The sequence below is a fragment of the Sphingobacterium corticibacterium genome, assembly GCF_004208525.1.
GTDB classification, from domain to species: domain Bacteria; phylum Bacteroidota; class Bacteroidia; order Sphingobacteriales; family Sphingobacteriaceae; genus Sphingobacterium; species Sphingobacterium corticibacterium.
This window is the reverse complement of sequence record NZ_SGIT01000003.1, coordinates 192,375-217,727: the sequence shown is the minus strand read 5'-3', so window position 1 is coordinate 217,727 and position 25,353 is coordinate 192,375. Positions and strand designations below refer to the sequence as shown.

Sequence of the window (25,353 nt, the reverse complement as noted above, 5' to 3'; positions counted from 1 at the left end):
ATTGCTAAAGCTCCTCCTTCAGGATTTTTTCCAGTTCCTCTGGACTGAGGTTCATATTGACGTTTCCATCTTTGGTAAACGATATTTCACCGGTTTCTTCCGATACGATAACGGCAATGGCTTCTGACACCTCGGTAACCCCAATAGCTGCCCGGTGGCGCAATCCAAATTGTGGTGGTAAATCTTCACTATCAGACAAGGGCAATACACAGCTCGCTGTCATGATGCGAAAGTCAACAATAACGACAGCCCCATCATGTAGCGGGCTGTTTTTGAAAAAAATACTTTCCAATAAACGTTTGGAGACGGGGGCATCGATATATTCACCGCTGGATTGATAGTATTCTTCATCAAAATAGCGGGAGAATACAAGTAAAGCTCCAGTACGGGAGCGGGACATGCTACGACAGGCATCGATAATAGGTTTTATTTGTTCACCATTATCTATTTGTGCTGTTTTTTTAGTATTCAGAAAAGACCAGAAGAACTTTTTCCGTCGTAGGGAAATGTTTTTGCCGATGTGAATTAAAAAGCGCCGTATTTCCTGCTGAAAGACGACGATCAAGGCAATGGAACCAACAGATATGAACCCTCCAAAAATTTCGGTGAGTAGACGCATTTCCATTTGTTTAACAACCAAATAGATGCCATAGAAAAGACCAACTCCTATCAAGATATTAACGGCAATAGTACCCTTTATCAAACTATATATATAATAAATGATAATGGCCACCAACAAAATGTCAATGATGTCTAGTAGCCGGAAACCGCTGAGAATATTTGGATCAAAATTGTTCATTATCTGTTTGCAATTTAAGGTTTTTTTTGGATTTTCGTAAGAGCAAGGGATGTTATGTCCTTACGAAAATCCAAAAAAAGAAACATCATGACAAAACTATCTGTAAATATTAATAAGATTGCCACCTTACGAAATTCCCGAGGAGGGAATGTACCGAATGTATTGGCTACCGCTTTAGCCTGTGAGCGCTTTGGTGCACAGGGGATCACCGTTCATCCGCGCCCGGATGAACGGCATATACGTTACCAGGATGTTTATGACCTTAAGGCCGAGATTACCACAGAATTCAATATAGAGGGAAATTGCCAGGAACCTAAATTTGTAGACCTGGTGTTGGCAAACAAACCGACGCAGGTAACATTGGTTCCCGATGTACTTCATCAGATTACCTCCAATCATGGCTGGGATACCATCAAAAACAGAGACTATTTAAAAGAGATGGTGAAACGTTTTCAAGATAGTGGAATTCGCGTATCTATTTTTGTTGATCCCGATGAAATGATGGTGGAAGGCGCGGCAGAAACGGGTACCGATAGAGTAGAACTCTACACCGAGGCTTATGCAGCGGAATTTGGTTACGATGATCAAAAAGCGATAGCACCTTATATAAGAGCCGCTAGAAAAGCAGGGGAAGTGGGACTCGGACTAAACGCCGGCCATGACCTAGACCTTCATAATCTAAAATATTTTAACGAACATGTTCCTGGACTTCTTGAAGTAAGTATCGGTCATGCACTGATTGCAGATGCATTATATCTGGGGTTGGAAGAAACTATAAAACGCTATTTGGCGGCGTTAAAAGCTTAGACACTATTTTATCCCTTTAAATATTCTATTCCATCGTATTTTGGAAAGGAATGTTCCTTTTTCATCCCAGCTCATCCAGGTAAATAATGCTTTGCCGACGATATGATCTTCGGGAACAAAACCCCATGAACGGGAGTCTAACGAGTTATGTCTGTTATCGCCCATCATCCAATAATAATTTTGTTTAAAGGTATAGTTGGTTACTTTTTCACCGTTAATATAATAGTCCCCGGCTTTTTTCTCTAGCGTATTACCTTCGTAATCACGTATGGCGCGACCATATAGTGGAACGGTAAGGGAATCTAGGTTTACCGTCCATCCTTTAGCGGGAATGGTGAGCGGTCCGAAATTATCAATGGTCCAATTATAGTGTTTGTCATGCGGATAGGCAATTGAGCTCTCGTCAATGATCATTTCTACATCCTGTACATTTCCCCAATTCTTAATCATTTCGGCTTGCGGTACCGTCATGTGCATCATGAAGACGCTGGGGTCAGACATTTGTTGAAAATCTATACGTAAATCGTGCATCCTTTCACGGTTGAGCCCTGAGCCATCTGTATAAACAAAATAGGCATGTTGCATCTCTGGAGGGGTAAAGGCTGGTTCTCCATTTATCAGCAATTTTGCCCGTTCTAGAGATACAACGTCACCGGGCATTCCAACACAACGTTTGATATAGTTTTCGCGTTTGTCGATTGGACGGGTGACAATCGTAAATTGATTGTGCACGGTCTCTTTTCCCATATTGCGTACGAGATCCGCATAGGTAGTTTCTTGATATTCCAAAGCTACGGTGTCTCCAGCCGGAAAATTAAAGACGACCACATCATTCCGCTTGATTTTTTGAAAACCGGGAAGACGCTTGTAGGGTAATTGTACGACTTCAGAATAGGCTTTGCCTCCTGTGACAGGCATGGTGTGGTGTGCAAAGGGAAAAGCAATGGGTGTCATAGGAACACGTGGTCCATAATTCAGCTTGCTCACAAACAAGAAGTCTCCAATCAATAAGCTGCGTTCCATGGATCCGGTAGGGATCATATAGGCCTCGATCAGAAAGCCGCGAATCAAAGATGCCGCTATCGTAGCAAAAATAATCGCATCTGCCCATTCCCGTGCAACGGATTTCTTGTAAGGGTATTTTTTATGAAATTCTTCCGTATTAGACTGCCCTAGATATTTTATGTTGGGATCTCTTCCCCAAAGCGGCAAAAATATAAATGGTAATAATACGGCGACAACGGTTTCCCAAAAGCGACGCTTGCCGAAACTTTTTAGAAAATCGAGATATAGCGCATAAAAAATAAATATATTGACGATGGGCACCAAAAGGAGGATGACCCACCACGTGGGGCGAGCTGTCAATTGGGCCATGATATATTCCCGGTAAAAGGGAATAACAGCTTCCCAACCTTGCTTTCCAGCCTTTCTGAATAGCAACCACAGTCCGTATAGCGTGGCAATAATTAATATGAAGAAAATAATATAGTACATAAATTACACAACATTAAATAAAATCAAACATCTCTGTTACCTGATAAAACCCTTTTTTATCTTGCACCCATTCGGCGGCAACCACCGCTCCCAAAGCGAAGCCTGCGCGGCTATGTGCAGTGTGTTTAAATTCGATCTGATCAACTTCAGAGCTGTACAAAACGGTGTGTGTACCCGGAACTTCTTCTATACGATGGCTTTCGATTAGCAATTCATCGGGTTTTGCAATTACTTCTTCGCCCGTGTCAATGACATTGTTAACCCAATTTGTTTTACCGGGAGTGTTCTCTAAAATGCCTTCTGCAATGGTGATAGCCGTTCCGCTTGGCGCGTCGAGTTTGTGGATATGGTGTATTTCTTCTACCTGCACATCATACTGCTGATAGGGACTCATCGCTTTTGCCAGCAATTTATTGACATGAAAAAAGACGTTTACACCAATGCTAAAATTGGAGCCATAAAGCATTGTCTGATTTTCGTCTTCGCATATTGATTTTACTTCATCCAAGTGGGTGTACCAACCGGTGGTGCCCACAACGATGGGTAGATTTGCTTCAAAGCACAAATGGATATTGTCTAGCGCAGCTGCAGGCTCACTGAAATCTATGGCGACGTCTGCTTCAGCAATGTCACTGGCTGAAATAAATTCACGGTTGTCTTTGTCCACGATGAGAAAAATTTCGTGGCCACGCTTCATCGCGAATTTTTCGATAAGCTGACCCATTTTGCCGTAACCTAAAATAACTACCTTCATATCTGATAACTGGTTAATTTAATTTAAATTCATTGTAAGTTTGATGCCTGGCGCTACTCCGAAACCTCCTAAAGCGTGAGACCCTGCTAACGTGGTCTTCACATTCGGCATAAGTGTGGGACGAACCCGCATGGTCATGTCGGAGCCAATATTCCATCTATATTTTAACATAGAGTCTACATAAGCTTCTACAACGTTTAACCCCCAAAAGCCGGCTGTGATGAGGATAGTTAAATCACGATTTCGACGTCCGTAGTCTTTTTGTTGAACTAAGCCTTCCATATTCACGTAATTTATTAAATCGGGGTCGCGTCGGTCACCGTTATTTGCAATGCGATAATCCAATTCATCCAGGAACTTTTTATAATACCACTGCCAGTAATCAAACACAACATATCCCGTAACTAATCCGCCATATATAATAGGTACTTTAACCCACCATAATCCTTTGTTGGTATATTGTCCCCATCCAGGTAAAATCAAAGAACGTTTCCAAGCTGTGCGGGAAATCTGTTCGATTTCTAAGCGAGCTGAATCTTTTTTGATGTCTTTATAATAATATTTTTCGCGTTCTTTCTCTGCTTTCTCCCGTGCTCTACGCTCTTTTCGAGTTTCTTTTTTTACAGTGTCTTGTACCGCTTCTAACGAGTCTACAGATAGCGCCAAGGTATCCTGAAGCGCGACCTTCTTTTTAACGGTATCTATTGCCGTCGTATCTGTGGTTTTCGTTATCGTATGCTGCTCCTGTGCCCGTAGACTCAGCACGACAAAAACGCTTAAGGACAATATAAATATATAACGCATTACCAGTCCAATAATTCCAGGATACGGCTTAGGTCGTCTTCACTCTCAAAAGGGATCTCAATAGCGCCTTTGCCTCTACTGTTTTTCATGTTGAGTTTTACGCGTGTAGAAAATCTGGAAGCCAGATCGTCTTCAATTTTTTGGTATTGGAAGTCCAGTTGCTTACCTACTGGATTTTTCTTCGGTTTGTTCTGTTGCTGTATATTCCGCACCAAAATCTCAGCCATCCGTACAGAAAGTCCTTTGTCGATAATTTCCTGATAAACATATAACTGTTTCTCTACTTCGCCTACATTGATCAGGGCGCGTGCATGTCCCATAGAAATCTGCCCGTCACGGATACCTGCCTGAATAACAGGGGGTAATTTCAGTAGACGAAGGTAGTTCGTTACGGTTGATCGATTTTTACTCACCCGTTCGCCAAGCTCTTCTTGTTTAAGGTTGCACTCTTCGATCATACGTTGGAAGCTCAATGCAACTTCAATTGCGTTGAGGTTTTCGCGTTGGATATTCTCGATAAGCGCCATTTCCAACATCTGTTGGTCATTTGCTGTACGGACGTAAGCTGGTATATCATTAATGCCAGCTAATTTTGCAGCTCGTAGACGACGCTCTCCACTAATTAACTGGTATTCATTTTTACCCACCTGGCGTACCGTAATGGGTTGGATCAATCCTTGCACTTTAATAGATTCGGAAAGTTCCTGCAGGGCTTGTTCGTCAAAATCGGTACGCGGCTGAAAAGGGTTTACGGCAACCTGGTTAACTTTGATGAAATTAATACTGCCAGCGGCCGTATTGGTATTTTCTTTCGCTACAGCATCTGTTTTACCTGCGTTCTTTGTTATTTGAACGTCATCACCTTGCAATAGTGCACCTAAACCCTTTCCTAATCCTGTTTTTCTTTGTAATGCCATACTATACTGTTGCTGTTTGCGAATTCTCTGTAACTAAACCGTTTTTCTGTAATATTTCACGCGCGAGATTTAAATAGTTGATAGCACCTTTACATGACGCATCGTGCATAATGACAGAAATACCAAAGCTGGGCGCTTCGCTTAACCGTGTGTTTCGTTGAATAATGGTGTCAAAGACGAGGTCGCTAAAATGTGTCCGGACCTCTTCTACCACTTGGTTGGACAGACGTAATCGTACATCATACATAGTTAATAGGATACCTTCGATCTCTAAGCTTGTGTTCAACCGTGTTTGAACAATTTTAATGGTGTTCAACAATTTTCCTAAGCCCTCCAACGCAAAATATTCGCATTGTACCGGAATGATAACAGAATCCGACGCCGTCAATGCATTAATGGTAATTAATCCTAAAGAGGGCGAACAGTCTATGATAATGAAATCGTAGTCGTCTTTCACTTCATCCAGCATTTTCTTCATTTTGAACTCTCGTTCGTGCATATTGATCATTTCAATCTCTGCACCAACGAGGTCAATATGTGCTGGTAGCAAATCGAGATTAGGTGTGTCTGTCTGTTGAATAGCCTCGCGGGGGGGTAAGTCGTTCACTAAACATTCATATACACTTGCTTTGATTACCCGCGGGTCAAACCCAATTCCTGAAGTAGAATTTGCTTGAGGATCGGCATCTACCAACAACGTCTTATGCTCTAAAACAGCCAAACTTGCCGCCAAATTGATGGAAGTTGTTGTTTTTCCTACACCGCCTTTCTGATTGGCTATTGCTATTATTTTTCCCATGAGATTGAACCCTTTTTTGTCTAAATGCCGTTCGAATAAAACTTTCCCAAAGTTACTGCCAAATTTACATTCCTTAAATAAAGAAAATGCTTAAATGATGTTAAAAATCGTATTTTTGGCAAAAGCTCTCGCCTAACGGCTAAGGTTGCTAAGATACGAAAAAATAGCATTACCCTTTTATATAGAATGAGGGCTTTTTGTAAAGAAAGATAATTAGATGAACTTAATTATATCGGGAACAAATCGCGAACGGAGTAATTCGTTAAAAATTGCCAAATATTATCAACAGGAGCTACAGCGGAAGGGGGAATCATGGGAATTGCTATCGCTGTCTGATTTACCCCATGATATTACGGTTACGGATTTGTACGGGAAACGTAGTGAAGCTTTCAAGCCCATACAGTCGTTAGTATCCGCAGCGCAGAAATTTGTTTTTATCATCCCAGAATACAACGGTAGTTTCCCCGGTATACTAAAAGTATTTATAGACGCCTGCTCTTTTCCCGCTTCGTTTTTCCACAAAAAAGCAGCTTTGGTGGGGGTGTCTACCGGGAAATATGGAAATATACGGGGAGTCGACCATTTCACTGGCGTATGTAACTATATGCGTATGCACGTATTGCCCTTGAAGATCCATTTATCAAAAGTACACGATGAGTTAGACAGTGATGATCAACTTATCGATGAGTTGACGACGAAATTTGTGCAGGAACAGATTGACGAAATTGCACGTTTTTAGATAGGTCCATTGACGATGCTTTTTAATAACTCTTCGACGTTGTGTTGTAAATTTGTATCTTCTTCAGGGCGTTGTTCCAATTGGATTTTATGGTTTTCATAACTGAATAAGCTCCAGCTCCCCTGATGGTATTCCAAGGCAGTCAGGTTTTCAATCCAATCACCAGAATTCATGTAAGTGCAAGTGCCTTTCTTTGTTTCTATTTGTCGGATTTGTGGTTGGTGAATATGACCACAAATTACATAATCATAGCCGTTTTCAATAGCAAGGTGCGATGCAGTCTCTTCAAAATCTGAAATGAATTTTATCGCTTTTTTTACAGAGTTTTTGATACGCTTCGATAAGGAATATTTTTCATATCCTAATTTAACCAATCCCCAATTGATGATATTATTCAGTTGGATTAATCGGTCGTATCCCCAGCCGCCAAGTTTGGCGAGCCACTTGGTGTGTTGGATAGAAGCGTCAAACACATCGCCATGAAAACACCAAACTTTCTTGTTGTCGATATCCATAAGTTTTCGGTTGGTCAATTCGATACGTCCAAACTGCATCTTTCCGAATTTTCGTAACATCTCGTCATGATTGCCGGTGATATATACCACTTCACAGTCCGTATAGGCCAAATCTAATATATACTTTAATACCTGCAAATGGGGCTCGGGGAAATAACTTTTTCGAAATTGCCAAATGTCGATAATGTCACCATTGAGAATAAGCTTTTTAGGTGCTATAGAAGATAGGTATCGAAGGAGTTCTTTTGCACGGCAACCGTACGTTCCAAGATGAACATCGGAAATAACGACTAATTCAACATTTCGTTTCATCCGTTTACTTTTTATTTTTCAATTGTAGGATGGCACCTTGATAATGATGTTAATCATCCCGGGTTCCTATTCGTTTTTTCAAAGTAAACTTTTTTTTGTTAACCTAAAATGTGCAGGGAGTTAACAAATTATCAAATTTATTGCCCGAAATGAGATTGCATTTAATGTTCATCTACGACGTAACCGAGCATGTAGTCTTGAAATTTTTCGTAGTAAACGTGAAACGATTTGACGGCACTTGCTTTGCGTAACATAACGGTCATGACGCCCTGTGGTTTATATTGGAAAGGTAAGATAGTCATGTTTTCTAAGAAAGAAATACCTTTATTGCCTTGTAGTTTATAGACAGCTTCTTTGGCGCACCAGCAGGCGTATAATTGTTCGATATGATCATGCTGTATAAAAGCCAATTCATTCGGCTTCATAAACTTTTCTTTGATACGCACGACTTTATCTTTGACAATTTCGAGGTCAATGCCACAAGGACCTTTTTGGCTCATCATCAGTCCGGCATAATCATAGGAGTGTGTAAAGGATATTTGATAAGGGTAATCAGGTAAATACGGCTTTCCATTTGTATCGGATGGACAGGCGATAAATGCATCTGTTTTGAGGAGGTAACGAAGCAATACACGTGACGCCAACCAGTGTAGGGTACGCTTTCCTTTACTGAAACGTTCTAAGAGAGATTTCTCCCGTTCATCAAGTTGTAACCGGTCTAATAATTCTGTAGCCGTTTCCTCTATTTTCCATATTGCGAATTTCGTTTCGGCGTCTAATTCTCTGAGATATACCAATGCCATAGTCAAATTTAAATAAAAAAACGATCCTTTGAGATCAGTCTTTTATTTATTTTTTGATGATGTCTTAATCAGGATTTTAGGGTAAGGAGTGGATTCTGCCATGGCATTCCGTTTGTCCAAGCTGTCCAGTTTTTCTGTTCCGGGCATTGGAGCAAGTTCGTGGCCGTATAAGGTTTTTACTGGTGTCGGGTAGGTTTTCGATGTATCCATTTTCAGAGTCGGAATATCGACTATGGATGCTTCGGGAGCTCTTTTAATGATTGTTTTTTGTTTGATGATTTTTGCTGTATCGTCAGGGTCTATCGGTGTCGTGATAGCTGTATCGACCACGGTCATGATGGTAGCTCTAGAACCAGATGTGTTCTTGTCATTTTCGGTTTGTTGAGCTGATACTGCCGTCAGCAATATACAGCTCCATATTGTTAGCAACAACTTCATGTTTGTACGAATTATTAAATCATGAAGTTACGTAAAAAACTTAATTTTTACGGTGTTTGCTGTTAAATAGTGTTAAAGGCTGATTTTTAACGCTAACCCATACCTATTTTTGTAGTTCAAGATGAAAAAGCGTAGTATCACACTGATTATTTGGTTAATGTCTATAGCCCTTATGGGGGTGATGGCTATGCAATACTATTTTGTAAGAGAATCTTTTAAGCAGAAATCCCAACTTTTTGATGAGGCAGTTACGGCGGCACTTGCCTCGGTTGCCAGCAAGATTGAAAAGCAAGAGATTTTTGAATTTGCGCGCGAGCAGGACCGCATTAATCAAGAGAAGTTTAAAGCTGACCAAGCCATGCGGGAGCGAAATGAACAGCTTTTAGCGAGCCAATTACAAATTCAAGAGCAGATAAAAAAGTTACAACGTCAGCAATTTGATTATCAGCAGCGTTATCGGGCAGAGGAGGAGAATTTAAAAGCTGTTTTTCCGAATGCCATCTATGTTAACAATGCTTTTTATGAAACGTATATCAGAAGAAAGCGCTACCAAAGTTTTATAAATTTTAACGTAGACAATAAATACTTAGGCGAGGGGTATTTTGATACCGATATAAAATTAACGGCGACGCGCGAAGTGCCTCTAGTTCCCGCGAAAGATGATAGCACGCGGTTTATCATTCCTTATTTTAGGAATAACCAAGTGGAGGCCATGCAGACGGCCACCTTGATACCACGTTTAAATGGGGAAATAGCAGATCAATTGCAGACATTGGAGAACCAATTGGTCGTACTAAATGCTAAAAAATTGCAACAGGCGACTACGCTTTTTGACACCTTAGCTATTATTGGTGGTAAAAGTGAAGATATCTTGAAAGATGTGCAATCAAGTATGCTGCTCGCCAAAAAGCCGTTTCGTGAGCGTTTGAATGTCAAGTATTTAAAAAAGGAATTGGATGCCGAACTTAACAAACGTGATATCTATGTGCCGTTTAATATCGAAGTGAGAGACGACCAAAGTTATATTATTTACGAGACGTTACAAAGCAACAATCCGAAATCAAGAAAGCAACTTGCGAAATACAGCACCAAGTTGTTTGAGAATGATATAAACAGCTCGCCCGGCCTCTTGTCTATTTATTTTCCCAATAAATCCTCTGTTATCAGGGATACAATGGGCTATATGATGTTGCCTATGATAGCGCTTTTGGCTTTACTGATTGGTGCTTTCGCATACACCTTAAGCATTATCTTTAGGCAAAAGAAAATTTCGGAGATGAAGACAGATTTCATGAATAATATGACCCACGAGTTTAAAACACCTGTGGCAACTATTATGATCGCCAGTGAATCCCTCCGCGACCCCGAGATAGCTGCCGATGGTAAACGTGTAAACAGATTGGCGAATATCATTTATGACGAGAACGTCCGACTTGGAAACCATATTGAGCGGGTACTGAATATTGCTCGGTTAGAAAAAGAGAATTTAAAAATAGAGAAAGTGGATGTCCATATCAACGCAGTTGTTTTTGGCGTTTTGGACAGTATGAATCTGCAACTTCAACGAGCAAATGGCATACTTCATACGGATATATCCGCACCGAAAGATTTAGTGATTGGGGATGAGCTCCATTTGTCTAATGTATTTTTTAATTTAGTAGACAACGCGATTAAATATAGTAAAGATGCTCCTGAGATTACGGTGAAAACATATAACGCTAAGGATCATGTAGTTATTACTATCGCTGATAAGGGGATGGGGATGACGAAAGACCAAAAAGAAAAGATTTTTGACCAGTTCTACCGGATTCCGACAGGAAATGTACATAATGTCAAAGGATTTGGATTAGGGCTAAGTTATGTTAATGATATTGTAAAACGGCTTAACGGGAGAATTCAAGTGAAAAGTGAAAAAGACAAAGGCACAGTCTTTGAGTTAACTTTTCCATTAAAAGGGACTGCACTTGATCGTGAAGCATAAAAACTCAATACGCGTATGCAAAAAATATTATTAGCGGAAGATGATCCTAACTTAGGCGAACTTCTAAAAGATTACTTGGAATTAAAAGGGAAATTTGATGTCACATTGACCCAAGATGGCGATGAAGCGCTGAGCGCTTTTCGCAAAGACAAATATGATCTGTGTATTTTTGATGTGATGATGCCGAAAAAAGACGGTTTTTCGTTGGGTAAGGATATCCGTAAAATGGACAAAACCATACCGATTATCTATGCTACGGCAAAAGGTATGATGGAAGACAAAACGCAGGCATTCGAATTGGGAGGGGATGATTATATTACGAAGCCATTCCGTGTGGAGGAGTTATTACTACGTATCCATGCCCTGTTAAAACGTGTGTCTAAGGAGAAAGAGGAAGAATTAGCCGATAAATTTGAAATTGGAGATTATTTCTTTGACTATACCAGTCAGATTATTTCCTTCAAAGGTCAACAACAAAAGCTATCTACCAAAGAAGCAGAATTGTTACGGCTACTATGCTTAAACAAAAATGATGTTCTTACGCGAGAGGAAGCGTTGGTGAAGATATGGCATGATGACAATTATTTTACAGGTCGTAGTATGGATGTATTTTTAAGTAAATTGCGTAAATATCTCAAGGAGGACCCCAATGTGGAGATTGTCAATGTACATGGCAAGGGTTATAAGCTATTGGTAAGTTGATAGGAGGGCGCATTTTATGCGCCCTTTTGATTTTATAGTGATAAAATCTCTACGATTCTGGTCAGGTTCTCGTTTATCTTATCAATATGTTTAATAGCTTTGTTAAAGGGAGTGAATTGTACTTGTCCGCAGATAAGTCCAGCCATTTCTCCTCTTCTTCCCTCTAGTAATCCTTCTACCGATGCCACCCCTAGTCTACTTGCTAAAACTCTATCCATACAGCTTGGTCTGCCGCCACGCTGGATATGTCCTAATATAGACAGACGCACGTCGTAATGCGGAAAGTTCTCCTTGATTTTATCTGCAACGACTTCGCCACCCTCTTTATCACCTTCTGCTACAATAATGATACGCGAAGACTTGTTTTTACGAGATTTGTCCAAGCGCTTCATAATCGCATCGTAATCTACATTTAGTTCTGGGATCAATACCGCTTCTGCTCCTGTGCTAATGCCGGACCGTAAAGCTATCAAACCGGAGTCCCGTCCCATAACTTCGATCACGAATACACGATCATGCGATTCTGCGGTATCTCTTATCTTGTCCACCGCATCAACCACGGTATTGATAGCGGTGTCGTATCCAATGGTGAAATCCGTTCCGGCGAGATCATTGTCGATCGTGCCCGGCATGCCTAAAATGGGAACGTCAAATTCCTCGATAAACTTAGACGCACCTGTAAACGTGCCGTCGCCACCGATAACAATTAAAGCATCAATTCCTAATTTTTTAATGTTTTCGTATGCTTGTTTCCGTCCTTCGTAGCTTTTGAATTCCTCACTTCTAGCTGTTTTGAGTATGGTTCCACCACGTTGAATGATGTTGGCGACCGATTTAGCATCCATAGGTACAATCTCGCCCTTTACTAAGCCATCGTAACCGCGACGCACGCCAAATACGTTTAAGTTGTTGTATATCCCTGTACGTACAACTGCACGGATGCCCGCATTCATTCCTGGAGCATCACCTCCAGATGTCAAAACGGCAATATTTTTTATGGTTTTCATCTAATTATATTTTTTAGTTGTTGATAAGAGGTTCCCATACGCTGGGGCGGTCTCCTGTTAGATTGATTATTTATGCTGTTATATTTTACTCTTTGTTGTTAAAAACGTCGATACCTTGTTGTAAATAAGCAGCATAGCTATTTACATTGTAGTTTGCACCACTGGGTGGTATTAATACGTTGCCTGCTGTGTCTACGATGACATACAACGGTTGCGAGTTACTATTGAATGCCGAAGCTTGGAAGTCGCTGTTCTTTGCGCCGATTGTCCGAATACGCTTGCCCGAGTATTCCGAAATGTATTGCTCCTCCTTAGATAGTTCCGTCCTGTCGTCTACGAACAATTCCACCATTACGAACTCCTCCCGAAGTAGGGCGGCTACCTTAGGGTCGGTCCACACATTAGCCTCCATCTTGCGACAATTTACACAGTTCCAACCTGTAAAGTCGATCAGCACCGGCTTGTTCGATTCTTTCGCTGCGGCAAGTCCCTCTTGATAATCATAATAAGGGTCGAACCCCTTGGGCGTGCCGCGTTCATGGAAGATCTCATAGTATTTCTTCTGTTTGCCAGCGCTGGTTGTCCCAGTAGGGGCAACACCTAAGTTTACGGTAGAAAGGTCGAAGTCCTGCGTAGCCGAGGGAGGCAAAAATGCGGAGATTGACTTTAAAGGTGCTCCCCACATGCCCGGTACCATATATATCACAAAAGCGAATACGATAATGGCCAATATGGTTCGAGGCACGGAGAGGTGCCCTGGCCGGCTGTCGTGCGCAAAGCGGAGCTTGCCAATAAGATATAGTCCTAATAACCCGAAGATGGCTATCCAAAGTGCTAAAAACACTTCTCTATCCAGCCAATTCCAGTGATAAGCTAGATCCACATTCGATAAGAATTTCAGCGCTAATGCCAACTCTAAAAAGCCTAATACCACTTTGACGCTGTTAAGCCATCCGCCCGATTTAGGTAAGGATTTCAACATAGAGGGGAAAAAGGCGAACAGCACGAATGGTATCGCCAATGCAATTGAGAAGCCTAACATCCCCACGGCAGGGCCGAGACGTTCACCCTTGGACGCCGCTTCTACTAGCAGTGTGCCGATGATCGGTCCTGTACATGAGAACGATACCAATGCCAAGCTGAAAGCCATAAAGAACAAGCCTAGCAATCCGCCCCTATCTGACTGTGCATCTATCTTGTTTACAAAAGAACTAGGCAAGGTAAGTTCGAACGCGCCAAAAAAGGAAGCTGCGAAGACTACCAAAATAAGAAAGAACAGGAAATTGAAAAAGCCGTTGGTAGACAGGGCGTTGAGTGCATCGGAACCAAATGCTATCGTGATGAGCATACCCAAAGCTACATATATCACGATGATGAATAATCCGTATAGGAGTGCTTGTGATACACCTTTTGTACGAGAGCCACCTTTCTTGGTGAAGAAACTGACCGTAAGTGGGACCATGGGAAATATACACGGCATGATAAAAGCCGCAAACCCGCCGAGCAGACCTGCAATAAAAATACCCCACAGAGACTGCTGTTCGGCACCACTGGCGTCTACATGTTGCATAGGCGTATCACCTGCCGTTCCTCCATCCACCTCTTTGCTGGCTATTCCATCTCCAAAGATTAGGTCATCCGGCACTTCTAACAAGGTATCGTCTCCTGATTCAATAGAACCATCTGTAAATTCTATATCATCAAAGGAGATTAGGCTATCTTGCTGAGCAAATGACGGAGTATATAAGGAAAGTGTTAAAATTTGTAGTACGATGAGGTACTGAAATAATGAACGCATAGCTTATTTAGATATTTTGCTAAAATAAAAAAAAGGCAGTAAACTTACCGCCTTATCGTTTTTTATATTCACAATTACTACTTAATTGTGACGTTGAAAGCGTATTCTTCTGGAGGTAAACATCGTTCCGCATCGCAAGCCATAAATTCAACTGTTCCTTTTACCGTTGTTTGGCCTTTATTTAGCTTTATTTTCTGCTGGAAAACAACCTCTTTCGTATAATATGGAACATTCATATCAAAAACTTTCTCAAATTTCGACTTTGGTGCAGGTGCCGCAACCTTTCCGTTTAAGCTATAATCTTTAGATGCTCCGAAAGCAAAGGATGTGGCAATTGGTCCACCGGTAGGAGCATTCAAGCCGTATATATGCCAGCCGTTATCGATGGTCGCTTTAATAAATACGACAGCTTCTTTGTCCGTTAATTTTTGTGATGCAACGCTCCATTTTACAGGCTTATATATTTGAGCCACCCCACTAGCCATAGTAAATAATACGATGACAATTAATAGACTTAATTTTTTCATACTAATAATTATTTTTAATCGTTAGATTCTCTTATGTAAGACTATTTCTGCTCGATAAGGTTTAAATCTAATCTGTGTTGAAAATGATCTTCAAATTTAGGAATAGTAAAAGCGATATGCAAACAGATTGTCAAAGCGATATGACCTTTACAGCTTAAAACGAATTCCCTGAAGATCAAATAGCCGTTCTTGGTTATCGATTACGATGTTTAATTTCCCATCACTTTTCACGCCCTGGATAATGCCCGTGACGGTTTTTCCTTCTACTTCATATATTGCTGGGATCCCTTTTCTAAACAGCGAATTATTGTAAGCATCCAGTAGCTGCTGGGTATCTTTTAAATCTATGTTCTCATAGCATGCTGTTATAGTAGAAAGAAGGGATAGACCATAGTGCTCGATGGGTTTGGTTGGTGTCGTCGGTTTTTCGAGATAAAGTGAAGTCGCTTTGTTTTGTATAACGATGGGAAAGGTTTGTTGTTTTATGTTGATGCCGATACCGATTACACTTGAACGGATATGGTGTCCAGATAATTGATTTTCGATTAATATCCCGCCTAATTTCTTACCGTGGATATAGATATCATTAGGCCATTTAATCTGCACATCAGGAAGTAAGGCGGACGCCCAACGTTGGACGGCCAAACAAACGAGCATATTTAGATTAAACGATTGATGGGTGGAGAAGTCTTTTGGATATAAGGCGAAACTTATAGCTAATGTTTCGGAGGGTTTATCGAGCCAGGAATTTCCCCGTTGACCTTTTCCTTTTACTTGGTGGGTTGCCATAATGGCAGTTGCTTCGGGAAGTGGCTTAATATTTGACAAAAGTTGTTTTAAATAATCGTTAGTAGATGTTACCTCTTCCAATACAATTAAATTTTGTCTAAGGTAAAGTCGGGAAAATGTGTTATTTTGCAAGGGAAAAATATTTAAAGACATAAATATCGTTCAAAACTAATGTTTTTTAATGAATAAAGATACAAAAAAGGATTTATCGGATAGACTTGCAGAAGTTGTAGTACACGGGATGCAAGAGAAAAAAGGTAATGATATTGTGCGGATGGATATGCGGAACGTGAATGCCACCTTATCTGATTATTTCGTTATCTGTCATGCGGATTCTGCAACACAAATCAATGCCATAGCGAATAGTGTAGAAGAAGAGGTTTACAAAGCCTTTGGGCAAGAACCGTGGCGGAAAGAGGGACATAACAATGGTGAATGGATTCTGCTGGATTTTGTAGATGTCGTTGTTCATATCTTTAAAACGGAAAAAAGGAGCCATTATGGCATAGAGGATTTGTGGGGTGACGCGCAGGTAGAAACATACCAAAGCGCATAGAGGTTTAGCAAGTAAGAGTAGAAGAAATAGATATAATAGATTGTAATGAAGAAAATTCCAAGTAAAAAAGTAACTCCTGTTCCACCCAAATTTAATATGATGTGGTTATGGATATTGATTATCCTCGGGTTCTTTGGACTGCAGTACTTTTTTAGTAGCGATAATACCGAAGAAATTACGTATTCAAAATTTGAGAAAGAGATACTGTTGCCTGGCGATGTAGAAAAATTGGTCGCTTTTAAGAGCAATGATTTGGTTGAGGTAGAGGTATACATAAAAAAAGATAGACTTAAGGAAGACAAATATAAAAATGTCGCACCTAGTCCGAATTCCCTATTGTTATCTCCTGATATGGGACCGCAATATACGTTTACAGAGCCTTCCGATGTGATTTTAAACGCAAAGCTGGAAAAATCACAGGCTGGACTGCCCGAAGATCAGCCCCGTATTGAGCCTCATTACGAAAACAGGTCTAATCCTTGGGCCGGTTGGTTTATTTCGTTTATGCTCCCGTTATTAATTATCGTGGCCATATGGATGTTGTTGATGCGTCGTATGGGAGGAGGAGCTGGTACCGGTGGTGGTGCGATTTTCAATATTGGAAAATCTAAAGCGCAGCTTTTTGACAAAGAGTCCCAAATAAACATCACATTCAATGATGTCGCCGGATTGGAAGAGGCTAAAACAGAGGTTATGGAAATCGTGGACTTTCTGAAAAACCCAAAGAAATACACGGATCTAGGTGGTAAAATTCCAAAAGGAGCCTTACTTGTAGGGCCTCCGGGAACGGGTAAAACATTATTGGCAAAAGCTGTAGCCGGAGAGGCTCAGGTGCCATTTTTCTCCCTGTCGGGATCGGATTTTGTAGAAATGTTTGTGGGTGTTGGTGCATCGCGTGTACGGGACTTATTTAAACAAGCTAAAGAAAAAGCGCCTTGTATCATATTTATCGACGAAATTGATGCGATCGGTCGGGCTCGTGGTAAAAACTCTGTTATGGGAGGGAATGACGAGCGCGAAAATACATTAAACCAATTACTGGTGGAAATGGATGGTTTTGGTACGAACTTAGGGGTTATCCTTTTAGCCGCTACCAACCGTCTAGATGTATTGGATCAAGCGTTGTTGCGCCCCGGAAGATTTGATAGGCAGATTTCTATCGATAAGCCGGATTTGATCGGACGTGAGCATATATTTAACGTACATTTAAAGCCGTTGAAATTAGCAGAAGAAGTGGACGCGAAAAAGCTGTCGGCACAAACACCCGGTTTTGCGGGTGCAGAGATCGCTAATGTATGTAACGAAGCGGCATTGATCGCAGCTCGGAAAAATAAAGCGTCTATTAATATGCAAGATTTCCAGGATGCCATTGACAGGGTTATCGGAGGGCTTGAAAAGAAAAATAAAATTATCTCTCCAGAAGAGAAGAAAATAGTGGCTTATCACGAAGCGGGCCATGCTATTGCTGGCTGGTTCCTGGAGTTTGCGGATCCCTTGGTTAAGGTTTCTATTGTTCCGCGTGGTGTTGCCGCACTCGGATATGCACAATATTTGCCGAAAGAGCAGTTCTTATATACGACGGAGCAATTGCTAGATAGTATGTGTATGACCATGGGAGGACGAGTCGCAGAAGATATTACGTTTAGCCGTATCAGTACGGGCGCGCAAAATGATTTGGAAAGAATCACCAAATTGGCGTATGCCATGACTGCTGTATATGGTATGAATGATAAAGTAGGAAATGTATCTTTCCGTGATAGCGCTGGAGAAACACAGTTCCAAAAACCCTATTCTGATCAAACGGCAGAGTTAATCGACCAAGAGGTACGAAACTTAATCGCAGCGGTGTATGATAGAACGAAACAGCTTTTATTAGACAAGCAAGACGGCCTTATCAAAATCGCGGAAAAGCTATTGGAGAAAGAAATTCTGTTTCAAAGTGACCTGGAAGAGATTTTAGGCAAACGTCCGTTCGAAAATCGGACGGCGTATGACGAATTTGTAAACGGCGGTGTTGACGGCGGCGGTGTTCCACAAACGGATTTGCCGTTGGATCTCCCACAGGATAGTAATAACAACGATACAAAATCAGAAGAATAAGGAGCGAATTGGCATGGCGCTTGGTGACGACGAAGTCTTTACGTTTCATTCGTAAGGGGTACATAAATGAATATTCGAAATACAACAGCTAAAGAGCGGATGCTTAAAAAGATTCGTCAAGCGCTGTTACAGAAGCGTGATAATCCGCATAGTGATTTTGAGGATTCTCCCCTCTATAAAGATGAGGAGGAGCCGTTGGATGTTACGTTTGCACGGGAGTTTACGCAAGTTGCAGGCAATTTTGTGTATTGCGATGGCGAAATCTCGCTGATTGAAAATTTAATACTTTTAGCCGAAAACTTGCAGATAAAAAAGATTTTAGCGTGGGAGCCTAGTATACAAAAATTATTGGGACAATACGGTTTCCCGATTTATACAACCGATCAGCAACTTGACGCTGCAGATGCGGGAATTACAACTTGTGAAGCACTTATTGCACGCAATGGAAGTATTATGTTGTCTAATGGGAATGAGGCGGGGCGTCGATTGAGTATCTATCCACCTATTCATATTGTGGTGGCTAAAGCTTCCCAATTAGTCATGGATATTAAACATGGATTACAACGTATAAAAGAAAAATATGGAGATAAGTTTCCATCTATGATTTCAACGATAACTGGGCCCAGTCGAACGGCAGACGGGGAGAAAATGTTGGGGTTAGGTGCGCATGGCTCCAAAGAACTATATGTCTTTTTAATAGAAGACAGATTTTAACCAGCAGACTTTATGTTATATTACCTTTATGCGACTCCTGTTGCTTCCGTGATTTTTGTCTTGACAATAGGATTGAGCTTATATGTTTTTTCCAATCCGCAATGGTATACGAAATTAATGCTCCATCCCTATACATTGTATAGAGATAAGTCAAAATGGTATATGGTTTTTACGAGTGGCTTAATCCATAAAGATTGGATGCATCTTATTTTCAATATGATGACGTTCTATTACTTCGGATTCGGTCTGGAGAATATGTTTGTCCAATTTAGTGGAGCATTGGGTCATGTGCTTTTTGCAGGACTTTATATCGTTAGCTTAGTTCTTAGCGATATACCTACACTAATTCGGCAAAAAAACAATTCTGGTTATTATAGTTTAGGTGCATCGGGTGCGATTTGTGCCGTACTTTTTAGCTTTATTATGTTTCAGCCGAAAGCAATGTTGGGACTCTTTATGGTTATTCCGATACCGGCGTATTTGTTTGCATTCCTGTTTCTAGGGTATTGTATCTGGGCTTCCAAAAAGGCGTATGATAATATCAATCACGATGCGCATTTGTTTGGTGCTTTGGCAGGTATAGGATTGACTATATTGCTTTATCCTTGGTCCATTGGCCACCTTATTAGCCAATTTTTTTAGATTTTTTCACCCGGCCCAATTTTCTCGATCTAAACTTCTAAAGTGAATGGCTTCGGCCAGATGTTGGTTTTCAATTTGCATTGAACCATCCATATCAGCGATGGTGCGCGATACTTTTAAAATACGGTCATACGCCCGAGCCGAAAGTCCGAGACGTTCCATGGCGGCCCGCAAAAGTTTCTTGCCTGAGTCGCTGACTTGACATACTTGGTGTACGGTGGGTGTGTTCATCTGTGCATTGCTATGGATATCCGCAAAACTTGTAAAGCGCTCTGCTTGAATTTTGCGTGCTCGTATAACCCTTTCCCTAATAATCTCGCTGGTCTCCGTATTTCTGTTGGTAGAAAGCTCGTTAAATTCAACAGGTGTGACCTCCACATGTAAATCTATACGATCCAATAAAGGACCAGAAATTTTGTTTAGATAGCGGTGTACAATGGCGCTGCCGCAGATGCATTCTTTTTCTGGATGGTTATAATAGCCACATGGACAGGGATTCATAGCGGCAATCAGCATGAAACTAGCTGGGTAATCAATGGAGAACTTGGCGCGTGAAATCGTAATATTTCGAGATTCTAGCGGTTGCCGCATGACTTCTAGAACAGATCTTTTAAATTCCGGAAGTTCATCCAAAAATAATACACCATGATGAGCGAGTGAAATCTCTCCTGGTTGTGGAGACGCTCCCCCACCAACGAGCGCAACGTCCGATGTCGTATGATGGGGAGCCCGGAAGGGGCGAGCCGTCATGAGCGAGGAAAGTGCACGGAGTTGACCCGCAACGGAATGGATTTTGGTCGTTTCAAGTGATTCGCCTAAAAGCAGCGGCGGGAGGATCGTCGGAAGACGCTTGGCAAGCATGGTTTTACCAGCGCCGGGTGGACCAATTAAAATGACATTGTGCCCTCCTGCGGCTGCTATTTCCAACGCCCTCTTTATATTTTCCTGTCCTTTCACGTCGGCAAAATCGACATCATAGTTATTTATATGATGCAAGAATTCATTTTCAATATCGATCTCTATACTCGTTAACTGCTGTTGGCCATTAAAGAAAAGGATAACTTCTTCTAAATTATCTGCAACTAGGACTTCCAGATCCTGGACGGCTGCAGCTTCACGTCCGTTGGCGGTGGGTAAAATAATACCCTTAAACCCATCCTTTTTGGCTTGCAGGGCTACGGGTAAGACACCCCTGACGGGTTGGATATTGCCGTCTAGCGATAATTCGCCTAAAACAATATAATCTGTTAATAAGGTATCCCGGATCTGTTCCGAAGCAGCTAAAATACCGATTGCCATAGACAAATCGTAGCCAGATCCTTCTTTACGAATAGCGGCCGGAGCGAGATTGATAACAATTTTTTGACGAGGCATACGGTATCCTGCATTCGTAATAGCGCTTTCAATACGGTGTAGACTTTCCTTGATCGCACTATCGGGCAATCCGACGATATAATAATGTAGGCCAGGACAAATGAGTGTTTCTACCGTAACAGTGGTTGCATTTATGCCATATACGGCACTACTAAAGGTTTTGACGAGCATAGCTGTGATGTTAAAATGGTTAATTAAAAGTAGGTGAAAAAAAGGAGAAAACAAAAAAAGCGTAGAAAAGTATTACTTTTTGCAAGATTTCTGTTTTCTTTTTTGGCAGGGATACGGAAGCCCAAAATACTTTTGTATTTTTAAAACGATTACGAAGATTATTTGTTATGTGTATAACTTATCTAATCTTCATGGGTAAAATGGGGAATTATTTAAATGACAAAAAATATGAATGATAACAGTAAAGTAGTAACAGCGCTATTAGCAGGATTTGCAGCAGGAGCAATTGTAGGATTATTGTTTGCTCCCGATAAAGGATCTGAGACAAGGGATAAGATAAACGAGTCATTGTCAGATTTAGGTGATGCCATCAAAGAACGGGCGGAAGAGCAGTTTGACCAACTTAGTGAACTTAAGGATAAATTAATAGGTTTAGTTAAATCAAAAGTTTCTGAAGTGGAAACTATGGTGGATGACGAAATAGAAGAACACGCCTAACATCTCGATTAATAGCATAAAAAAACAGTTGATGGAAGAAGAAAAATTTTCGCTTAGTGGTACCTTTCAAAAAGGTAAAGAATATATAGACACCCAGTTAAAGCTATTGCAGTTGAAAGGCTTAGCCAAAGGTTCTCGAATAATGGGATCGTTGGTACTGGATGTCGTTAGGATCGTATTTACTTTATTCATTGTTTTTTTCTGCTCATTAGCATTAGGCTTTTACCTTGGAGAAGTGTTGGAAAGTAATGCGTTAGGGTTTCTGCTAACGGGTGTTATATTCTTCGTGCTCGTGTTACTCATGCGTGCATTTGAACCTAGTCTGGAAAGGATTTTTATGAACCTTACCATCCGTAAGGTGACAAGCAAATGGCAAGGAGAAGAAGACGATGATATCGTGGAAGAGAAAATTAAATCAAGCGTAAATGAAGAGTTCACAGAAAATAAATAACATACATGATTTAAAAGCCGAGATTGCTCGGCTCAGTTTGCGACGAAAAGAACAGGAGGCCTATCTAACTGATCAATATGAGTTATTAAAGGTAAAAATAGCTACTCCTTTTCGTTTTTTTCAACGAATTACGTCTCACGTTCCAGGAGCAGGTATGCTGAAAGGCTTCACATCTGGTATCGCGAAAGCTGTGCAGAGTAAAGATGCTGACTGGCTAACAAGGGCTTTACAGCTGGGCGCGCCCATTGTGCTAAATTCAACGGTACTTCGAAAAGCTGGTTGGTTTAAAAAAGCTATGGTTTTGTTAGCTTCAGAAACGGCTATAGGGCAGGTTAACCAGGATAAAATAAGTGGATTCGTGAATAAAGTTACCTCTTTTATAAAGCCTAAAAAGAAAAAAAAGAAGAAAAAACTAGCGGAAGATACGATAGAAAAAATAGCCATTATGGAACAGCAGTCTGCTATCTTGGAAGACGAACGATTTACGGACGGGGCTTAGGCTTAGTACTTATGGAGAAAATCTGCATAGGCTAACGCAATTCCTTCTTTTAAGGAAGTCTTATGCTTCCATCCCAATGCATGTAATTTATCAACATTCATAAGTTTGCGTGGGGTACCATTTGGCTTACTTGTGTCGAATCGGAGCCCACCGCTGTATCCTACAATTTCACTTACGAGATAAGCGAGATCCCGGATGCTGATATCCTCACCCACACCTACATTAATAAACTGTTCTTCATTATAGTTTTGCATCAAAAAAACACAGGCTTCCCCTAAATCGTCTGCATATAGAAACTCCCGTAGTGGAGATCCAGTTCCCCAGATATTCACTTCACTTATTCCCGCTAGCTTCGCCTCATGGAAACGTCGGATTAGAGCGGGTAATACATGAGAGTTTTGCGGATGATAGTTGTCATTGATGCCGTATAGGTTTGTGGGCATCGCGGAGATGAAATTGCATCCATATTGTGAACGGTAGGATTCACACATTTTAATCCCCGCAATTTTTGCTATGGCGTAAGGCTCGTTGGTAGGTTCTAATGTGCCGGTCAATAGGTAATCCTCTTTAAGAGGCTGTGGGGCAAGTTTAGGGTAAATACAGCTCGAACCTAAGAATAAAAGCTTTTTTACGTTTTGAACATACGACTGGTGGATTACATTTGTTTGAATCATGAGATTCTCATAGAGAAAATCAGCACGATAAGTATTGTTGGCCACGATACCGCCGACTTTTGCAGCGGCCAAGAATACATATTCCGGTTGTTCTTCAGCGAAAAAATCGGCTACCTTAGTTTGATCGCGCAAATCGAGTTCCTTTGATGTACGTTTGATAAGGTGAAAGTATCCCTCTTTTTCCAATGCTCTTACAATCGCTGACCCTACCATGCCACGATGTCCAGCAACGAATATTTTAGCTTCTTTTTCCATTGATTCCTACAAATATAAGATTATTTTTGCCAACAAATTATTGGAAATGGGTAAGGATAAGTTACGGAAATTTGCCGAAGTGGCTACATTTAAGAATGTTATTCAATTGGATGCGGGAAAAGATTATAAAGGTGGATGGGCATCAAAGTTCTTTGGAAATAATAATCCTGTTGTCTTGGAACTTGCATGCGGGAAGGGAGAATATACCGTCAACTTAGCGAAAATGTTTCCCCATATCAATTTTATTGGTATCGACTATAAGGGAAACCGGATCTGGAGAGGAGCAAAAACAGCATTGGAAGAAGGAATTAATAACGTGGGATTTCTACGTATTCAGATTGAAACCATATTGGAGTATTTTGCAGAAAGCGAAATAACGGAAATATGGATTACTTTTCCGGATCCGCAACCACAAGATAGCCGCGAGAAAAAGCGTTTGACCAATCCTACGTTTTTAGAAAAATATAAAACGATTCTGAACGATAATGGCATCATGCATCTCAAAACGGATAATGACGGTTTCTATGCCTATACCTTAGAACAGATTGCATTGTTAAAACTTCCTAAAATGAAAGAAACGACAGATCTATACCACTCGGATTTAGTAGATGATGTGCTTTCTATCAAAACATACTATGAACGCAAGTATCTCGCCGATAATAAAAACATCAATTACGTAAAATGGCGGTTTTAAGTGTTACCTGTCTCGAAACGTATAATAATAATCCTTAATCACAACATCAATAAACTCTTCGGGACGCATTTGCGGTTTGACGTCCAGCAGTTCGACAAGCTTATTGCTCAATGCCAAAATGATATTGTAATCTTTGCGTTCGTAACCCTTTTTGTATATATCTTTAATGGTGTTGGCATCTTTGTCTGACAAGCGCATCACTTGAGGAAAGGTAACGGTATATTCTTGCGTAATCTCTGCAAAAAGCGTTTGTTGCAACACCATATTTTGTTTGGTGCTGATGACGGTTGTGTCGGCGGCGATATCCCCAATCCGTTGTGCATGTTTTGTGGCAATTATACTGCTAATTCCTAATGCTCCAGCACATAAAAAGATGTCAACGATGGAGCATACCCAACGGATAAAATATTGATATATCGAGGCGCGTGTACCGTCAATTTTTACAACTTTAGTACGCATAATCATTTTACCTATGGTTTGCCCGTTAAAGAATGTTTCCATAAGAAAAGGATAAAAGAATGCAGGAAGCAAAATAAGCATATAAACACCCGCTGTCAGCCAAGGGTCGCTTGTATTAAAAAGACCGAGCCGAGACACCATGTAATAGACCATGATGGCATAACACATAATGATGAAATAGTCAATTGCAAACGCGATGATGCGCGAACCTAGTGAAGCCAAGTTATATTCAAACTTTACGTTTTGGGGTGTATTAATAGAGAGTTTGTGCATTTTGAAAC

Annotated in this window: 28 protein-coding genes; 12 read left to right on the top strand and 16 right to left on the bottom strand. The window is 40.9% G+C overall.

The window, feature by feature from the left end; translation table 11 throughout:
- Positions 1–4: 4 nt before the first annotated feature.
- The gene (gene cdaA / locus EWE74_RS15845) at positions 5–799 is read right to left on the bottom strand and encodes a diadenylate cyclase CdaA (RefSeq protein ID WP_130142579.1); all 795 of its coding nucleotides are present in this window, start codon (positions 797–799) and stop codon (positions 5–7) included.
- 87 nt (positions 800–886) lie between these two features.
- On the opposite strand from cdaA, the gene EWE74_RS15840 reads away from it, so the two are divergent.
- A complete protein-coding gene (locus tag EWE74_RS15840; protein WP_130142578.1) occupies positions 887–1,606 on the top strand; it encodes a pyridoxine 5'-phosphate synthase in 720 nt (239 codons plus the stop codon).
- Positions 1,607–1,609: 3 nt separating this feature from the next.
- On the opposite strand, the gene lepB is transcribed toward EWE74_RS15840, so the two are convergent.
- From lepB to EWE74_RS15815, 5 genes are read right to left on the bottom strand one after another with little or no spacing between them, the layout of a single operon-like run.
- Positions 1,610–3,100, bottom strand: a complete 1,491-nt coding sequence (gene lepB, locus EWE74_RS15835) for a signal peptidase I (protein WP_130142577.1) — start codon at positions 3,098–3,100, stop codon at positions 1,610–1,612.
- Between the two features lie 13 nt (positions 3,101–3,113).
- The gene (gene dapB, locus EWE74_RS15830) at positions 3,114–3,854 is read right to left on the bottom strand and encodes a 4-hydroxy-tetrahydrodipicolinate reductase (protein WP_130142576.1); all 741 of its coding nucleotides are present in this window, start codon (positions 3,852–3,854) and stop codon (positions 3,114–3,116) included.
- An 18-nt stretch (positions 3,855–3,872) separates the two neighbouring features.
- A complete protein-coding gene (locus EWE74_RS15825) occupies positions 3,873–4,658 on the bottom strand; it encodes a DUF5683 domain-containing protein (RefSeq protein WP_206365278.1) in 786 nt (261 codons plus the stop codon).
- Positions 4,658–5,575 carry a ParB/RepB/Spo0J family partition protein gene (locus EWE74_RS15820; protein WP_130142574.1) on the bottom strand — a complete coding sequence of 306 codons (918 nt, stop codon included), beginning with the start codon at positions 5,573–5,575 and terminating at the stop codon, positions 4,658–4,660. The genes EWE74_RS15825 and EWE74_RS15820 overlap by 1 nt, the downstream gene beginning before the upstream one ends.
- A 1-nt stretch (position 5,576) precedes the next feature.
- Positions 5,577–6,374, bottom strand: a complete 798-nt coding sequence (locus EWE74_RS15815) for a ParA family protein (RefSeq protein WP_130142573.1) — start codon at positions 6,372–6,374, stop codon at positions 5,577–5,579.
- Between the two features lie 217 nt (positions 6,375–6,591).
- Here EWE74_RS15815 and EWE74_RS15810 point away from each other — a divergent pair, with 217 nt between their 5' ends.
- Positions 6,592–7,113: an NADPH-dependent FMN reductase gene (locus EWE74_RS15810; RefSeq protein ID WP_130142572.1), complete on the top strand. Its 522-nt coding sequence runs from the start codon at positions 6,592–6,594 to the stop codon at positions 7,111–7,113.
- On the opposite strand, the gene EWE74_RS15805 is transcribed toward EWE74_RS15810, so the two are convergent.
- The 3 genes from EWE74_RS15805 to EWE74_RS15795 all read right to left on the bottom strand — a co-directional run bounded on the left by EWE74_RS15805 (position 7,110) and on the right by EWE74_RS15795 (position 9,181).
- Entirely contained in the window at positions 7,110–7,940 is an 831-nt protein-coding gene (locus EWE74_RS15805; protein ID WP_130142571.1) for a UDP-2,3-diacylglucosamine diphosphatase, read from the bottom strand. The two genes, EWE74_RS15810 and EWE74_RS15805, sit on opposite strands and share 4 nt — an antisense overlap.
- A gap of 161 nt (positions 7,941–8,101) precedes the next feature.
- A complete protein-coding gene (locus EWE74_RS15800) occupies positions 8,102–8,743 on the bottom strand; it encodes a 4'-phosphopantetheinyl transferase family protein (protein ID WP_130142570.1) in 642 nt (213 codons plus the stop codon).
- Between the two features lie 42 nt (positions 8,744–8,785).
- A complete protein-coding gene (locus tag EWE74_RS15795; protein WP_130142569.1) occupies positions 8,786–9,181 on the bottom strand; it encodes a hypothetical protein in 396 nt (131 codons plus the stop codon).
- Positions 9,182–9,302: 121 nt separating this feature from the next.
- Between EWE74_RS15795 and EWE74_RS15790 the strand changes: the two genes are divergently transcribed.
- Both EWE74_RS15790 and EWE74_RS15785 read left to right on the top strand, forming a co-directional pair.
- The gene (locus EWE74_RS15790; protein ID WP_130142568.1) at positions 9,303–11,162 is read left to right on the top strand and encodes a sensor histidine kinase; all 1,860 of its coding nucleotides are present in this window, start codon (positions 9,303–9,305) and stop codon (positions 11,160–11,162) included.
- A 15-nt stretch (positions 11,163–11,177) separates the two neighbouring features.
- Positions 11,178–11,864, top strand: coding sequence for a response regulator transcription factor (locus EWE74_RS15785; RefSeq protein WP_130142567.1), 687 nt, complete (start codon positions 11,178–11,180; stop codon positions 11,862–11,864).
- 32 nt (positions 11,865–11,896) lie between these two features.
- Here the strand turns inward: EWE74_RS15785 and pfkA are convergent, their stop codons facing one another.
- From pfkA to EWE74_RS15765, 4 genes are all read right to left on the bottom strand, one after another.
- A complete protein-coding gene (gene pfkA, locus EWE74_RS15780) occupies positions 11,897–12,871 on the bottom strand; it encodes a 6-phosphofructokinase (protein ID WP_130142566.1) in 975 nt (324 codons plus the stop codon).
- Positions 12,872–12,956: 85 nt separating this feature from the next.
- Positions 12,957–14,669 carry a protein-disulfide reductase DsbD family protein gene (locus EWE74_RS15775; protein WP_130142565.1) on the bottom strand — a complete coding sequence of 571 codons (1,713 nt, stop codon included), beginning with the start codon at positions 14,667–14,669 and terminating at the stop codon, positions 12,957–12,959.
- Between the two features lie 77 nt (positions 14,670–14,746).
- Complete coding sequence (locus EWE74_RS15770; protein ID WP_165384745.1) at positions 14,747–15,196, bottom strand: protein-disulfide reductase DsbD domain-containing protein; 450 nt, start codon at positions 15,194–15,196, stop codon at positions 14,747–14,749.
- Positions 15,197–15,343: 147 nt separating this feature from the next.
- A complete protein-coding gene (locus EWE74_RS15765; protein ID WP_130142563.1) occupies positions 15,344–16,138 on the bottom strand; it encodes a biotin--[acetyl-CoA-carboxylase] ligase in 795 nt (264 codons plus the stop codon).
- A gap of 28 nt (positions 16,139–16,166) precedes the next feature.
- Between EWE74_RS15765 and rsfS the strand changes: the two genes are divergently transcribed.
- The 4 genes from rsfS to EWE74_RS15745 all read left to right on the top strand — a co-directional run bounded on the left by rsfS (position 16,167) and on the right by EWE74_RS15745 (position 19,997).
- Positions 16,167–16,541, top strand: coding sequence for a ribosome silencing factor (rsfS, locus tag EWE74_RS15760; RefSeq protein WP_130142562.1), 375 nt, complete (start codon positions 16,167–16,169; stop codon positions 16,539–16,541).
- Positions 16,542–16,586: 45 nt separating this feature from the next.
- Entirely contained in the window at positions 16,587–18,641 is a 2,055-nt protein-coding gene (gene ftsH, locus EWE74_RS15755) for an ATP-dependent zinc metalloprotease FtsH (protein ID WP_130142561.1), read from the top strand.
- Positions 18,642–18,707: 66 nt separating this feature from the next.
- Positions 18,708–19,355 carry a LutC/YkgG family protein gene (locus EWE74_RS15750; RefSeq protein WP_130142560.1) on the top strand — a complete coding sequence of 216 codons (648 nt, stop codon included), beginning with the start codon at positions 18,708–18,710 and terminating at the stop codon, positions 19,353–19,355.
- A gap of 12 nt (positions 19,356–19,367) precedes the next feature.
- Positions 19,368–19,997: a rhomboid family intramembrane serine protease gene (locus EWE74_RS15745; RefSeq protein WP_130142559.1), complete on the top strand. Its 630-nt coding sequence runs from the start codon at positions 19,368–19,370 to the stop codon at positions 19,995–19,997.
- A 6-nt stretch (positions 19,998–20,003) separates the two neighbouring features.
- Here the strand turns inward: EWE74_RS15745 and EWE74_RS15740 are convergent, their stop codons facing one another.
- Positions 20,004–21,542: a YifB family Mg chelatase-like AAA ATPase gene (locus EWE74_RS15740; RefSeq protein ID WP_130142558.1), complete on the bottom strand. Its 1,539-nt coding sequence runs from the start codon at positions 21,540–21,542 to the stop codon at positions 20,004–20,006.
- Positions 21,543–21,770: 228 nt separating this feature from the next.
- Here EWE74_RS15740 and EWE74_RS15735 point away from each other — a divergent pair, with 228 nt between their 5' ends.
- Genes EWE74_RS15735 through EWE74_RS15725 form a run of 3 tightly spaced genes read left to right on the top strand, consistent with a single transcriptional unit; the run spans position 21,771 to position 22,990 of the window.
- The gene (locus EWE74_RS15735) at positions 21,771–22,040 is read left to right on the top strand and encodes a YtxH domain-containing protein (protein ID WP_130142557.1); all 270 of its coding nucleotides are present in this window, start codon (positions 21,771–21,773) and stop codon (positions 22,038–22,040) included.
- 31 nt (positions 22,041–22,071) lie between these two features.
- Positions 22,072–22,491, top strand: a complete 420-nt coding sequence (locus EWE74_RS15730) for a hypothetical protein (protein WP_239018683.1) — start codon at positions 22,072–22,074, stop codon at positions 22,489–22,491.
- Complete coding sequence (locus tag EWE74_RS15725; RefSeq protein WP_206365277.1) at positions 22,466–22,990, top strand: hypothetical protein; 525 nt, start codon at positions 22,466–22,468, stop codon at positions 22,988–22,990. Before EWE74_RS15730 ends, EWE74_RS15725 begins: the two co-directional genes overlap by 26 nt.
- A gap of 2 nt (positions 22,991–22,992) precedes the next feature.
- On the opposite strand, the gene fcl is transcribed toward EWE74_RS15725, so the two are convergent.
- A complete protein-coding gene (gene fcl / locus EWE74_RS15720) occupies positions 22,993–23,919 on the bottom strand; it encodes a GDP-L-fucose synthase (RefSeq protein ID WP_130142555.1) in 927 nt (308 codons plus the stop codon).
- Between the two features lie 46 nt (positions 23,920–23,965).
- Between fcl and trmB the strand changes: the two genes are divergently transcribed.
- Complete coding sequence (gene trmB / locus EWE74_RS15715; RefSeq protein WP_130142554.1) at positions 23,966–24,613, top strand: tRNA (guanosine(46)-N7)-methyltransferase TrmB; 648 nt, start codon at positions 23,966–23,968, stop codon at positions 24,611–24,613.
- 3 nt (positions 24,614–24,616) lie between these two features.
- Here trmB and EWE74_RS15710 read toward each other — a convergent pair whose 3' ends face one another.
- On the bottom strand, positions 24,617–25,345 hold the full coding sequence (locus EWE74_RS15710) for an RDD family protein (RefSeq protein WP_130142553.1): 729 nt from the start codon (positions 25,343–25,345) through the stop codon (positions 24,617–24,619).
- Between the last annotated feature and the right edge of the window lie 8 nt (positions 25,346–25,353).

What these genes read in the sequence shown, in the direction of transcription:
- EWE74_RS15745 (WP_130142559.1), top strand. Translation starts at nt 19,368, where the DNA reads ATGTTATATTACCTTTATGCGACTCCTGTTGCTTCCGTGATTTTTGTC.
- rsfS (WP_130142562.1), top strand. Translation starts at nt 16,167, where the DNA reads ATGAATAAAGATACAAAAAAGGATTTATCGGATAGACTTGCAGAAGTT.
- lepB (WP_130142577.1), bottom strand. Translation starts at nt 3,100, where the DNA reads ATGTACTATATTATTTTCTTCATATTAATTATTGCCACGCTATACGGA.
- trmB (WP_130142554.1), top strand. Translation starts at nt 23,966, where the DNA reads ATGGGTAAGGATAAGTTACGGAAATTTGCCGAAGTGGCTACATTTAAG.
- EWE74_RS15725 (WP_206365277.1), top strand. Translation starts at nt 22,466, where the DNA reads ATGAAGAGTTCACAGAAAATAAATAACATACATGATTTAAAAGCCGAG.
- EWE74_RS15765 (WP_130142563.1), bottom strand. Translation starts at nt 16,138, where the DNA reads ATGTCTTTAAATATTTTTCCCTTGCAAAATAACACATTTTCCCGACTT.
- dapB (WP_130142576.1), bottom strand. Translation starts at nt 3,854, where the DNA reads ATGAAGGTAGTTATTTTAGGTTACGGCAAAATGGGTCAGCTTATCGAA.
- EWE74_RS15795 (WP_130142569.1), bottom strand. Translation starts at nt 9,181, where the DNA reads ATGAAGTTGTTGCTAACAATATGGAGCTGTATATTGCTGACGGCAGTA.
- EWE74_RS15735 (WP_130142557.1), top strand. Translation starts at nt 21,771, where the DNA reads ATGAATGATAACAGTAAAGTAGTAACAGCGCTATTAGCAGGATTTGCA.
- EWE74_RS15820 (WP_130142574.1), bottom strand. Translation starts at nt 5,575, where the DNA reads ATGGCATTACAAAGAAAAACAGGATTAGGAAAGGGTTTAGGTGCACTA.
- EWE74_RS15810 (WP_130142572.1), top strand. Translation starts at nt 6,592, where the DNA reads ATGAACTTAATTATATCGGGAACAAATCGCGAACGGAGTAATTCGTTA.
- EWE74_RS15825 (WP_206365278.1), bottom strand. Translation starts at nt 4,658, where the DNA reads ATGCGTTATATATTTATATTGTCCTTAAGCGTTTTTGTCGTGCTGAGT.
- cdaA (WP_130142579.1), bottom strand. Translation starts at nt 799, where the DNA reads ATGAACAATTTTGATCCAAATATTCTCAGCGGTTTCCGGCTACTAGAC.
- EWE74_RS15800 (WP_130142570.1), bottom strand. Translation starts at nt 8,743, where the DNA reads ATGGCATTGGTATATCTCAGAGAATTAGACGCCGAAACGAAATTCGCA.
- EWE74_RS15815 (WP_130142573.1), bottom strand. Translation starts at nt 6,374, where the DNA reads ATGGGAAAAATAATAGCAATAGCCAATCAGAAAGGCGGTGTAGGAAAA.
- pfkA (WP_130142566.1), bottom strand. Translation starts at nt 12,871, where the DNA reads ATGAAAACCATAAAAAATATTGCCGTTTTGACATCTGGAGGTGATGCT.
- EWE74_RS15785 (WP_130142567.1), top strand. Translation starts at nt 11,178, where the DNA reads ATGCAAAAAATATTATTAGCGGAAGATGATCCTAACTTAGGCGAACTT.
- fcl (WP_130142555.1), bottom strand. Translation starts at nt 23,919, where the DNA reads ATGGAAAAAGAAGCTAAAATATTCGTTGCTGGACATCGTGGCATGGTA.
- ftsH (WP_130142561.1), top strand. Translation starts at nt 16,587, where the DNA reads ATGAAGAAAATTCCAAGTAAAAAAGTAACTCCTGTTCCACCCAAATTT.
- EWE74_RS15750 (WP_130142560.1), top strand. Translation starts at nt 18,708, where the DNA reads ATGAATATTCGAAATACAACAGCTAAAGAGCGGATGCTTAAAAAGATT.
- EWE74_RS15840 (WP_130142578.1), top strand. Translation starts at nt 887, where the DNA reads ATGACAAAACTATCTGTAAATATTAATAAGATTGCCACCTTACGAAAT.
- EWE74_RS15730 (WP_239018683.1), top strand. Translation starts at nt 22,072, where the DNA reads ATGGAAGAAGAAAAATTTTCGCTTAGTGGTACCTTTCAAAAAGGTAAA.
- EWE74_RS15790 (WP_130142568.1), top strand. Translation starts at nt 9,303, where the DNA reads ATGAAAAAGCGTAGTATCACACTGATTATTTGGTTAATGTCTATAGCC.
- EWE74_RS15710 (WP_130142553.1), bottom strand. Translation starts at nt 25,345, where the DNA reads ATGCACAAACTCTCTATTAATACACCCCAAAACGTAAAGTTTGAATAT.
- EWE74_RS15770 (WP_165384745.1), bottom strand. Translation starts at nt 15,196, where the DNA reads ATGAAAAAATTAAGTCTATTAATTGTCATCGTATTATTTACTATGGCT.
- EWE74_RS15740 (WP_130142558.1), bottom strand. Translation starts at nt 21,542, where the DNA reads ATGCTCGTCAAAACCTTTAGTAGTGCCGTATATGGCATAAATGCAACC.
- EWE74_RS15775 (WP_130142565.1), bottom strand. Translation starts at nt 14,669, where the DNA reads ATGCGTTCATTATTTCAGTACCTCATCGTACTACAAATTTTAACACTT.
- EWE74_RS15805 (WP_130142571.1), bottom strand. Translation starts at nt 7,940, where the DNA reads ATGAAACGAAATGTTGAATTAGTCGTTATTTCCGATGTTCATCTTGGA.